The following is an 11,912-nucleotide window of genomic DNA, read 5'->3' on the forward strand; positions in this document are numbered from 1 at the left end:
AAGTTATCTTATTTGAGTTCAGCAGCGCCAAATAGCACTGAAAAGCTTTTGCACCAGATTAAAACATGGTTTCTTTTCTTAAAATCTATATCACCAGAAATGTCATAGATGATATTTCCGTTTTGAACTTTATCGGAGATTTGAATAAAGTTAGTCACCGCTCGATCTTCTGCTAAATAAACTCTTAGATCTGGACCAGCGTCAGTTTTAAAATTTTCGAGTACTAATGTGTAACTCTTCTGCGCTGAATCAGCATAAATTTTAGCAATTCCAGAGGTTTGATGAACCGCATTTTGAAAACTACCCATAGCAATTAATTTCTTGCCCGAAGTATAGTTTTTCGTGCTCATGCTATCGAGTGTTTTGGGTACTGAAACAGGAACATTAACAGCGGGTGTAATTTCTTGGGTACAGGCTGTCACCCCACCTCCAACGCATAGCCAGAGGATTATGTGTTTAATCATAAATTGAATAGCGATGTTTGAAATGGTTAAAAGCTTAAATATAGAATAGATTATCAGTGGTTAGCATTTTTGAAATTTTGCTCATTTTTTAAAAAAACTGTTACTCAAAGTAAGATTTAATCAATTTTGATGATAATCTGCTGACGGTTAAAAATGTGTTCATCACTCACAATTACATATTAATCTTTAATTGTCTGATACATTCCTCTTTTTGAGTACTATCTCAGTTCTAGAATAATCCAAAACGCCTTTGTCTTTAAACTCATTGAACAATTGCGTAACTGTTTGGCGTGTGCTACAAATCAAACTGGCAATATCCTGATGCGTTAAGTAATTATGTAGGATAACATCCTCATTTTGTTGTGTTCCTTCTTTGGATGCCCATTCGTTCATAAAACTCATAAATCGAGTTCGTACATCCTTAAACATCAAATTGGTATATCTGTTTTGTAATCGCTTAAATCTAAATCCAATCCATTTGGTATACGATAAGCCCAGTTGTGGATTTTGTTCAAGTAATTTTTCAAAATCCTCCATTTTGAAGCTACAACAGATTACGTTGTCAGATACCGCTACTGCGTATTCGTCCGAATCAGATTCTGTAAGGGTAAATTCTCCAAAAATATCTCCTTTTTGAATGATATCTTTCACGATTTCATTACCAGTATCATCTACTTCCACAATTTTTAGGGTGCCTTTTTTCAAAAAATACACCCTAACAGACTCATCATGAGAAAATAAAATAATTTCACCCTTCTTCGCTGTTTTGAAGTTGGATATCATACAAATTGATTTTAACTCAGAAGAAGAAAGCACGCTAAAAAGTCTGTGGTCTCTTAAATACCAATATTTTGTGTCTAAATTCATAGGTATTTTGGGGATTGATGATTCCCAAATATACAAAAATGCTTAACCTTTTAGATAATTGTGTATAGAATGACGCTAAACTCTCCTCTTCGTTGATAGAGAATCCATGCACAGCAAATCAATGTAGCAAGTGCCATAAAGAATAATTGTCCGCCATCGCCCATGACTTCCACACCAATCATAAAAAGATGAGTAACAACAGCGCCAAACATTAATCCTACTCCTAAAAAAGCGCCCCAGATAGCCCTACGGTCAATAAATAAGAGGATAGAGGCTATTAATTCTAAAACACCAGTACCAATTCTCCCCCAAGGTTCAAGACCTATACTATTAAAAATATACACACTTTCTGCCGCTCCTGAGAACTTAAAAAATAAAGTCTGAAGCATAATAATGGCTGGAATTATTCGTACCAGTAGGTTGAAAGTTTTCATAGGATTTATTTAAAAGTTTTGGTCCAATTGCTATCAGCTTGCTTTTTCAGTTTTACTTCTTCCTTTTTCCAATCGTCTAAAGTATTGGAGAAAAAGTTTTTGTAAAACAGATATAATTTACCCTCATAAATTCGGTAGTTTTCGGGGTCTACTTCAACTTTTTCGCCTTTGGCGCCCATGGCATAAGCACACCAGCCTCCGTAAGCAGGCTCATATTTTTCTGGTGTTCTTTTAAAGGTTTCTAAATTATTCGGATTAGCAAAACGGTAATTGATACCTTCGTAATTGTAGGTCAAATTTGCTTTACCTTTTAAAGGTTTATTGGAGAAATAGCTAACAGGATCATAGCCACTGATTGCCGTATTTTTTTCCAATAAAAAATGTTTTTGTCTGATATTCTGCGCATGAACTACCACTGAAAATAGTAGTAAGATAATGCATATGATATTTTTCATTTCTTTTCTCTGGTTGTTTACGATACAAAGTTGAAGAAAAGCCCAGAAGTCATTTGTCGGCTGGGTGACAATGGAAGAAGGAATTTGAAAATAATTGAAATAAAAAAGGAGATGATTCCAAAATCATCTCCTTCCATACATTATAATTTTATCTCCTAAAAACTCAACACATAAGTTTTACCTGCTTGTGTACTTAAATCCCATAATTGTGTATCCTTTAACACAGGTGGATTTACCTTAGCACTAGGGTTTACTAATGGTGTTGCCACTTTTTCTACTTGATAAAATGTATTTTGATTTTCACCTTGTGCTTGTTTAAGAGCGGTATTGTTTGGTTTTGTTTCTGAGTCTAGTCTCAAACGGCAATTTCCACCCAATTGAGAATGAATAACTAATTTTGTTACTTTTTGGTTTTTCCAAGTAATATCAACTGTAAATCCACCTCTTGCTTTCAGGCCTTTGATACTACCTTCTTTCCAATCACTTGGTAGCGCTGGTAACAACTCGATGCTTCCATCGTGACTTTGTAAAAGCATTTCGGCTACGCCAGCAGTACAACCAAAATTTCCATCAATTTGGAAGGGAGGATGGGCGTCAAATAAATTTGGATAAGTTCCACCACCTTGACCACTTTGTACTTTTGGAGAAACAAGTGTTAACTGATTCTTAATCAAAGTATAGGCGTGATTTCCGTCTTTCATTCTTGCCCAAAAATTCACTTTCCAACCCATACTCCAACCTGTCGAAATATCACCACGAGAAAGAAGTGTCTGATTAGCAGCCGAAAATAACTCTGGATTACGATAGGGAGAAATTTGATTGGCTGGATACAAACCATACAAATGTGAGATATGACGATGTTTATCGTCTGGTTTATCCCAGTCTTTAATCCATTCTTGTAGTTGCCCATACTGACCTATTTGCATAGGCGGAATTAGCTTACGTATATTTTGGAGAGTATCTGCAAACATTTTATCTTGCCCCAATACTTTAGAAGCTTGTATGGTATGTGTCAATAGTTCAAAAACAATCTGATTGTCCATGGTTGTGCCATAGCTCAGGCCTGCACTTCCTCCGATAGGATCTTTGTACGTGTTTTCTGGGCTCATGGAAGGACTCACAACCATCCAACCATGCTCAGGTTCTTTTTGCATCGCATCCACATAAAAAGTTGATGCACCTTTAAGGATAGGGTAGATTTCTTGTAAAAACTTTTTATCTCCTGTGTACAAATAATGTTCCCACAAATGACGACTTAGCCAAGCGCCACCCATCGGCCACATACCATAAAAGCCTCCATCGACTGGGCCTGTAATACGCCAAATATCAGTATTGTGATGCGCCATCCAACCACGAGCGTGGTAGATTTTTTGAGCACTTTCTTGACCTGTCACAGCCAATTCTTTCAACATCTTGAACAGTGGCTCGCCCAATTCGGATAAATTGGTTGGTTCGCTAGGCCAATAGTTCATTTCGGTATTGATATTAATGGTGTACTTGCTATCCCATGCTGGTTTTACACGATCATTCCATTTACCTTGCAGGGTAGTGGGCTGGCCATTGGGTTGTGAACCTGCAATCGTTAAATATCGTCCAAATTGAAAATAGAGCGCAATAAATTCAGGATCAAATTGTGTATTAAATTGTTGCAAGCGCTCATTGGTTGGTAAATGATCGAGATTACTTTTGCCTAAATCGAGACTTACTCGGTTGAAATACTTTTGATAATTTTTGACATGTTCCTGTAATAGTAGGCCAAATTTTTTCTTCAAACCTTTATTCAACGATGCCATAGCTACATCGTGAGGGTTGGCTGAAAGGTCTTTGTAATTCTTGAAATTTGTTCCAATGGCAATATAAATAGTTGCTTCTGAGGCTGATTTTACATCAATTGTAGAGTCTGAAAAGGTAATGTTTCCATCTTTAGTGACGACTTTCACATCTACTTCATAATTAACTTTTGAAGCTAAATTTTCTTGCTCTGCTGGTGTACCTATTAAAACCAATAGACCGTTTTTGACAAGAACCTGTTTGATTTGATGGGCAGAATTGAGAGATACCGAAAAATTTAAAGACTTCGCCTTGCTTGCTTCACAGTGTACAGCAATCACATTTTCGCTGAGAGAGGCAATGGCTGTTCTTTTATAGCGAACGCCCTCTATCTCATAACTCACCGTTGAAGTTGCCTTGCTAATATTGAGATCACGAGAGTAATTTTGAGGATTATCATGACCTTTAAAATGAAAGTATACATCACCAGAAGGCTGATAGCTCATACCATTTTGGGGCGCAACTATCTTCTGTTTGGATAAGGCTTGAGCTTCGGCGTATTTTTTTTCAAAAAGGAGTTTTCGTAATGTAGGAATTGTTTCTCCATGACTTTCTACAACATTGTTATGAGGCTGTCCAGACCAAACGGTTTCCTCGTTGAGTTGAAGGTGCTCTGTGGCTGGATTGCCAAAAACCATCGCAGCGAGTTTACCATTACCAATTGGCAGTGCCTCATTCCATGAAGTGGCAGGTTGTTTGTACCAAAGCCTATAATCTTTTTGAGGATTTTGTGAAAATACTAAAGTGCTAAATGTACTTAAAAAAAGAGCTTTTACAGCAAATGTTTTTAAATTCATAATGGGATTGTTTAGAAGTATTAATAGCAGCGCTATGCTACGATTTTGGAAGTGTTTAAAGGAAACGTAATGAAATATATTTTCTATCAGTACTATAAGTAATATTTTACCTAATTGTACTCATGAAAAAGGGAGAGAATAGAAGGCATAACTTCTATTCTCTCCCTTTAATCTTCATCAGGATAAATGTACTATACAAGTTCCTGATTTTTTAGAGTACCAAATGTTTGCCTTCGTGACTCACAATTCTTCATTATGCCTTAATTATACCCTAGGTAGCTGTTGCACAACTCATTTTTCCTAAAAATTTCCTTACAGAATATACATCCAGACCTCTTTTAAAGCGATTTAAGAGAGGTTTGTTTTTTAGTTTTTGTAAAGCAACCTCAAACTTGAAGCACTTAAAATTGAGTTATTAATGACTACAGATACGCTTTTGAGAGAGGCATAAATTTCTCCTTCTGAAAGGGCAATAGCTTGGGCTAATATACTTGGTTTTTTCACAATGAAGCGTAGATATTTCTGCAAGTTGTAAACTAAACTTGCCATTAATACGTGTTTGTTGCTGGATTTGATACCTCGTGTGTTCACTCGTTTCATGTTCATAAAATTTACGAGTGTTCCTATCACGGGTTCGACGGTTTTACTTCGTATTCGTACCATTCGCTTGGCATAAGACTTGTTTTGGGTAAGCTTTTCATGCATTCGGTCGTAATGCTCTTTGTGAATACTATTATCCACCTTTTTGAATTTTGTAGCTTTACCACAACATTGTTCTCTAAGTGGACAATCCTTGCAATCTGATTCACTACTTCGATAAGTACGTTTGGTATAGCCTTTGCTGTCTGTCTTTTCACCTTTGTAGGTTAGTATTGCTTGTTTGCCACCCTCTTGCGTACATTGGTAATAGTTTGCCTCTTTATGGTAGGTAAAGCCTGTTCGTTGAGGTTTGTACTGCCCAAAGTTGGGTATCCATGCGTTGATGCCTTTAGCATCCAAATATGCTAAAGCTTCGCCACTGCTATAACCTCCATCAGCTAATATCTCTCCCAATTCAATATCATGTTCTGATAAATTCCCTTGTGCTAGTTCTAGAATTTGGGCTAGACATTGACTATCTCGTTGGTCTGCAAAATCAGCACATGCACCAGTAATAACATGATGAGCATCGTCGACTGCTATTTGTCCAAAATAGTTTAACTGACGAGCTTTTCCTGGTTTTACGCTAATGCGTGCATCTGTATCGGTAGGTGAATAATGGGTATGGTTTGACACATATTTGGGACGAATCAGATTCCCATTCTCATCCAACTTTTCGCTGTTACTATTGGCAGGCATGTCTTTGTATGCAGTTCGTTTCCAGTTGTGATGACGTTCAACTAGCTTTTTGCGTGTGCTTGTCACCTTAAACTCACTTTGTTGCTCTAGTTCATCAACAAAAGCGCTGGCATCTTCCAATATCTCTTTTTCAACCAGACTGTCCATACTGGCATTGGCTTTAATAAAAACGCTATCAATTGCCTGACGTTTGCCTCGGACCATGCCTTTGTCGACACACAGCTTCAAAACCGCTTGAAATAACTCCAAAAATACTCCTTCACCATACAACTGGCGTGTGTGGCTAATAGTACTATGCCAAGGAAGAGCTTCGTCCAAATCATATTGGAGAAACAGCCGAATGTCCAAACAATTTGAACAGTATTCCATCAGACGTCTATCGGAAGGAATATTATTCAAATACCCCACTAACAATATCTTGAAAAACACGACAGGGTCAATGGACTCCTGACCTTCAGTTCCATAATAAGGTGCTGTTCGGGCATACAGAAAGTGTAAATCAAGTGCTTTTTCGAGTTTTCGATAGAAGTTATCGGCACTTACCAAGCTATCCAGACTGACTTGGTAATACATTTTTGGCTGGAGATTTTTGCGTCCTTGCATATCTTTAAAATACACATTTTGGGGCAATTTTCCAAGGTAAAATTAAAGGTTCTCAACAAGATGGAAGTCTATGACTATTTCTATATATTTGAGTTGTGCAACAGGCATACAGTCGTTTCACTCAGTGCTAGGTAACGTGGGCATTTAATATCAAAACAAACATAAATACCTCTATATCAAGCTAGTGACAAGCTCAACAAACAACACAGCAGAGTATATGACACCAGAAGTATTTGTAAAGAATTTTTATTTAGAGCGTAAAAATCTTGTCGACTTATATTTAAGTGCTGACAATGAGACTGACGTTTCTAAGCTAATTGGTGAATTACAGCTCGACGAAGAAAAAACCGAAAGACTTAGACAAATATTAAACGGAACTCTAAGAGACGCTTTCTATACAACTTTGTTAGGACTTGATGGTGGCGCAAAAATTGGAGAACGACAAGAAACCTATAAAATTGAAGATGAAAACGGTAATGAATTAACAGGCGGAGAAATCGAAAGCTATGCTTGGGAATATTTTCACAACAACAAATTTGAGCTTGATAATTCAAAGGCAGATTTTATTGCAACATTGACATACAAAACAACCGAACAAGGCGGAAGAAAAACAGCAGCAAAAAATGGATATAGCCCACAAGTGAAATTTGACTTTGACGAGATGCAAACCTCAGGGCAACAAACCTTTATTGACAGAGAACTTGTTTTTCCAGGTGACACGGTTGATGCTGAAATAAAAATCCTTTCAGTTGACCATTTCGCAAATCGACTGACAGAAAAAATGCAATTTGAGTTAAGAGAAGGTGCAACAATTATTGGAACAGGATTCATTAAACAAGTCATTAATAACAAACTCAAAAAAGCTAGCAGGTAACCGCTATTGGGCATAAGCACAGAGGGCTTCTACGATATTGAAGTACTAAAATCCTGCACTGCACCAAATCTCAAGACATTATTGGCTATTCTATAACAGACATCCTAAAATCAAAAACAGATAGAAATGAAATTATCTACACTTTTATTTTTTAGTATTCTATCCATATTGACTTCGTGTAATGGGCAGACTATTAGTTCGCAGAACCAATCTATTCCTTCTAAAGGAATCAATATAAAGGGGGATAATGTAAAAGAACTTGGAAGTAGTATAATGGTAATTTACCAAGACAAGAAAAATAATTATTGGTTTGGTAGTTGGAAAACGGGCGTGTACAAATATGATGGTAAAACCTTGATAAATTACACAACAAAACACGGTTTGTATACTGATAGAGTTGATGATATCAAAGAAGATGAATCGGGCAACCTATATTTCTCAGGTATGAATCCAAATGCTACAATAACAAGGTTTGACGGAGAATCATTTACCAATATTAAAGCCACTCCGAGTAATGAATGGAAACTTGAAGCGAATGATTTGTGGCTAAAAAATGCTTATCAAGACAAACAAAAAGTTTATCGTTTTGATGGAAATACCTTGTACGAACTGACGCTTCCCAAGCCACCCAAACTTCACAATCCATTTGAAGTCTATAGTATTTATAAAGACAGAAAAGGTAACATTTGGTTTGGCACCAATCCAGTTGGAGTGTGTCGTTACGATGGGAAATCATTCGACTGGATTACAGAGGAAGATGTGACAGAATTTCGCAACGAAGGAGCAAATGGAGTTCGTTCCATGACTGAAGACAAAAATGGAGACTTTTGGTTCAATACCGAAAACCGTTACAGTGTTTACGACAGCACCACTTTGAAAAGCAATACATTTTATATAAGACACGAAAGCATAGGTAGTTTAGATGGGAAAAATACAAAAGGTCTAAATGAATATCTTTCAGCGGTAAAAGACAACGAGAACAATTTGTGGTTTGTAACGTATCGTGATGGAGTTTGGAAATATGATGGCTCAAAAATCACACATTACCCTGTTCAAGAACAATCAACAAATATTAAATTATTCAGTATTTACAAAGACAACAATGGCGACCTGTGACTTGGCACACATGAAAATGGTGCATATAAATTTACTGGAAAGACATTTGAAAAGTTTAAACCATAATGCAGAACAGCTACCAACATCAGTAGCTATTACATAACTAATTTTACCTAAAATACTCTAACAGAACATACATCCAAACCACTTTCTTTTGTTAACAGTGAATATGTTCAAACTTTAAGCTATTCAAGCTGACTTGATTAAACATTTTGGGCGGTCGCCGTTGCGGCTGGAGGTTTTTGCGTCCTTGCGTATCCTTAGAATACCACATTTTCACAAGGTAAAATTAATGATTCTACACTAGATGGATTCTATGATTATTCCTATATTTGAGTTGTGCAACAGACACACATGTCCTACATCAGGCGTGTCCAGATGCAGACTTAGAGCTTTGTGCCTCCATTAAACCTGAGTAATAAATTGGTTATTTGTGCTAGGAAACCCGCTGTTCGCGGTCAAGCCAAAATACCTTGCAAAAATTAGAAATTCTCAAAGATGACAAATAGAATAGCCATAAAAAGTTTGTTGGGACTACTTTTAGCAGTAGTTCTATTTCATTTATGTATTTTGATTAAAATAATACCGTATGAAATAACATGGGGAGGACGATTAAAGTCTGACCAAGAAATGTATATTTTTGAAACCATTTCAATTTTAGTCAATCTGTTTTTGGGATTTGTACTGCTTATAAAAGGTGGATACATAAAGGATTTCTTTCAACACCGTGTAATAAATATTATGCTTTGGACTTTTTGGGGTCTCTTCGTTCTCAATACAATCGGAAATACTATTGCAAAGACAAGTTTTGAGAGATCATTTGCTTTATTGACATTTATTTTCGCTGTTCTAATCGGTATTATATTGAAAAATAAAAGACAGATATAACCTTAATTGAAGTCTACCAATTCAATATACATACAAAATGAAATGCAAGCTTTAAACCGTAACGGATAACCGAAATGTTAAAAACCTATTATCAAAATTGTGAAGACTTCCAACCTGCATAAAGCTCCGAATACTATGCTCCACTGTAATGAAACAAACAATATTAATATTAATAATGCTATTTGGGGGTTGTTCAACTCAACAAGAACAAAATAATAAAAGAGTTATTGATGACACATTGAATTCAGGAATAGAGCAAAACACTAAGTTTATTCTGACTGAGACAAATAACTGTGAACAAACCAGATTGTCCTATCAATTTGACATTTTGATAGATTTCAAAAGATACACTGACACAAAAGAAAAACTGGATTCTTGCCTATTAAAGATTTTCATAAAAGACAAAGTTAAAAAATCAACCATTGATAGTTTTTCTATTGTTTCTACGTTTTATGTATCAGGTATGTTTATGAGTTGTGACAGTATGACTTCATTTACAACTAATTTTAATACAGACAGAAAAATAGTTGACAACTATTTTGGGGATTTAGTGGTAGTGGATATAAATTTTGATGGAAAAGACGACATTGCAGTCATAAATGACAGCGGTGGTACTGGAGGACCATTTTATAGTTATTACACGCAGACAAAAGATAAAAAATTTATCAAGGACCAATATCTAACAGATTCTGTCACTTATTTTCCAGACAAAATTGACAAAACTAAAAAAAGGCTTACTACTTTGGTTGTTGCAAATGCTTATTCTGTTGGAGAACATACTTATCATCTTGACAGAAATTCATATAAATGGAGAGCGATACGTCACAAAATAATTGGAGAGCAAAAAGAATAGCGGTGCAAAGCATCGGCATCTATTAAGTGGAGAGAAAGGGAGTAATACTACCATTAGAATGCGACATTCAACAGAAAATTCATGATTAGGTTTTTAATTTTAATGACTGTCTTTCTCACTACTTCTTGTCACAACAAGACAGAAAAAAGTATTCAACTAATCTCCAACGAAACGTCTAACACATCAATAAATGATCAACTCGATACCTACTTTTGCGACTATGAAATTAAGCCCTTAATAATTGTGAATAATACAGAAAGTAAACAAACTCTAATTAACCTTGGGAAGCATAAAATAGAATGGCTTGACACCACTGAAGAGACAAAAATTAAAATTGACGACGACCTTTTTATACTAAAAGATAAGCTTACTTTAAATACAGTTTGGGAGCACAAAGACTCTGTAGATTTTGCTAATAATTGGGATGAAATCAAACTTTTCGCATATAATCGTAGAGAACTTATAGGAATAAGAATGTCATATAATCCTTGCGTGGGTTCAGGTTGTAGTGTGGACTATTTTTTAATTTATGATCTTAAAAGCAAAACGAAAAACTTCTTTGGTCAGTTCAGGATAGACAGGAAAATGGCTCTTTATCATTTTGATAATGAACTAAGCTATGTTTCCAAAACATACAGAGAGTCTGCAAATGATTCTAAAGTTGAATACATTTATGAACTCTTTTCTATTGATGAAAAAGGACAATTTAACAAAAAGAAAAATAGCAATGGTTTGACCTACCAAATTAAGCATATTACTTTCCTAGACGACGACACCATCAGAAAAGAAATACTTGAACAGAATTGGATACAAGAGATAAAATAGGACTCAAAGACAAACGGGTTGACAAAATGCTGTTTGCTCGTAATTTGGTAGATACAGATATTTACTATAGTCCAATCGTTGCTTGGCTTTTTTTTCTTGTTGTTATGCTAGCAATAGCTCATGGGCTTGTTTTTCAATTAGCCTTTTCAAAATATTTTCCCTTGCTACTACTTTATATCCTAGGTGGATATGTAAGCTTCCCCAAAAATAGTACGGATTAAAAGTTTAAAAAGTGTGATATTTTTTAACTTTAGGTAAGTATTATGAAAAGGAGCAAATTTAGTCCGACCGAAATTGCCAAGATTCTTAAGGAATTTGAATCTGGCAAGTCCTTAGACACCATTGTTCGGGAATATGGGGTCAGTAAGGTAACATTTTATAAATGGCGTCAGCGTTATGGCGGCATGGAAGCGAGCGAACTCAAGAAGGTCAAACAACTTGAAGAAGAGAACGCCAAACTCAAGCGCATGTATGCAGAACTAGCCTTGGAGTTGGATATGGCAAAATATGTCATAGAAAAAAAGCTCTAAAGCCTTGTGTCAAGCGAGCACTTGTGCGAGAGTTGAAA

At 35.9% G+C, this 11,912-nt stretch carries 11 protein-coding genes and 1 pseudogene; 6 read left to right on the top strand and 6 right to left on the bottom strand.

Annotated features, from left to right (window positions below):
- Positions 1 to 8: 8 nt before the first annotated feature.
- From BWI92_RS14040 to BWI92_RS14065, 6 genes are all read right to left on the bottom strand, one after another.
- Positions 9 to 464: a DM13 domain-containing protein gene (locus tag BWI92_RS14040; protein WP_095163892.1), complete on the bottom strand. Its 456-nt coding sequence runs from the start codon at positions 462 to 464 to the stop codon at positions 9 to 11.
- A gap of 186 nt (positions 465 to 650) precedes the next feature.
- Positions 651 to 1,331, bottom strand: a complete 681-nt coding sequence (locus tag BWI92_RS14045) for a Crp/Fnr family transcriptional regulator (RefSeq protein WP_095163893.1) — start codon at positions 1,329 to 1,331, stop codon at positions 651 to 653.
- Between the two features lie 50 nt (positions 1,332 to 1,381).
- Positions 1,382 to 1,765 (bottom strand): DoxX family membrane protein, encoded by a 384-nt coding sequence (locus BWI92_RS14050; RefSeq protein WP_095163894.1) that lies wholly within the window; start codon positions 1,763 to 1,765, stop codon positions 1,382 to 1,384.
- A 5-nt stretch (positions 1,766 to 1,770) separates the two neighbouring features.
- On the bottom strand, positions 1,771 to 2,220 hold the full coding sequence (locus tag BWI92_RS14055; RefSeq protein ID WP_095163895.1) for a YHS domain-containing (seleno)protein: 450 nt from the start codon (positions 2,218 to 2,220) through the stop codon (positions 1,771 to 1,773).
- A 155-nt stretch (positions 2,221 to 2,375) separates the two neighbouring features.
- Positions 2,376 to 4,847, bottom strand: a complete 2,472-nt coding sequence (locus BWI92_RS14060) for a glycosyl hydrolase family 95 catalytic domain-containing protein (RefSeq protein WP_095163896.1) — start codon at positions 4,845 to 4,847, stop codon at positions 2,376 to 2,378.
- Positions 4,848 to 5,213: 366 nt separating this feature from the next.
- The gene (locus BWI92_RS14065) at positions 5,214 to 6,788 is read right to left on the bottom strand and encodes an IS1182 family transposase (protein ID WP_217903417.1); all 1,575 of its coding nucleotides are present in this window, start codon (positions 6,786 to 6,788) and stop codon (positions 5,214 to 5,216) included.
- Between the two features lie 217 nt (positions 6,789 to 7,005).
- On the opposite strand from BWI92_RS14065, the gene BWI92_RS14070 reads away from it, so the two are divergent.
- The 6 genes and pseudogenes from BWI92_RS14070 to BWI92_RS14100 form a co-directional block, all read left to right on the top strand.
- On the top strand, positions 7,006 to 7,662 hold the full coding sequence (locus BWI92_RS14070; protein ID WP_095163897.1) for a hypothetical protein: 657 nt from the start codon (positions 7,006 to 7,008) through the stop codon (positions 7,660 to 7,662).
- Between the two features lie 126 nt (positions 7,663 to 7,788).
- Positions 7,789 to 8,778: a two-component regulator propeller domain-containing protein gene (locus tag BWI92_RS14075; protein ID WP_095163898.1), complete on the top strand. Its 990-nt coding sequence runs from the start codon at positions 7,789 to 7,791 to the stop codon at positions 8,776 to 8,778.
- A 498-nt stretch (positions 8,779 to 9,276) separates the two neighbouring features.
- Entirely contained in the window at positions 9,277 to 9,666 is a 390-nt protein-coding gene (locus tag BWI92_RS14080) for a hypothetical protein (RefSeq protein WP_095163899.1), read from the top strand.
- A gap of 148 nt (positions 9,667 to 9,814) precedes the next feature.
- A complete protein-coding gene (locus BWI92_RS14085; RefSeq protein WP_141234784.1) occupies positions 9,815 to 10,519 on the top strand; it encodes an XAC2610-related protein in 705 nt (234 codons plus the stop codon).
- 243 nt (positions 10,520 to 10,762) lie between these two features.
- Entirely contained in the window at positions 10,763 to 11,344 is a 582-nt protein-coding gene (locus BWI92_RS14090) for a hypothetical protein (RefSeq protein WP_141234785.1), read from the top strand.
- Between the two features lie 263 nt (positions 11,345 to 11,607).
- Positions 11,608 to 11,912 (top strand): annotated as a pseudogene (locus BWI92_RS14100) (transposase); the annotation flags it as partial.

It is taken from the genome of Flectobacillus sp. BAB-3569, from assembly GCF_002270355.1.
Classification (GTDB): Bacteria; Bacteroidota; Bacteroidia; order Cytophagales; family Spirosomataceae; genus Flectobacillus; species Flectobacillus roseus.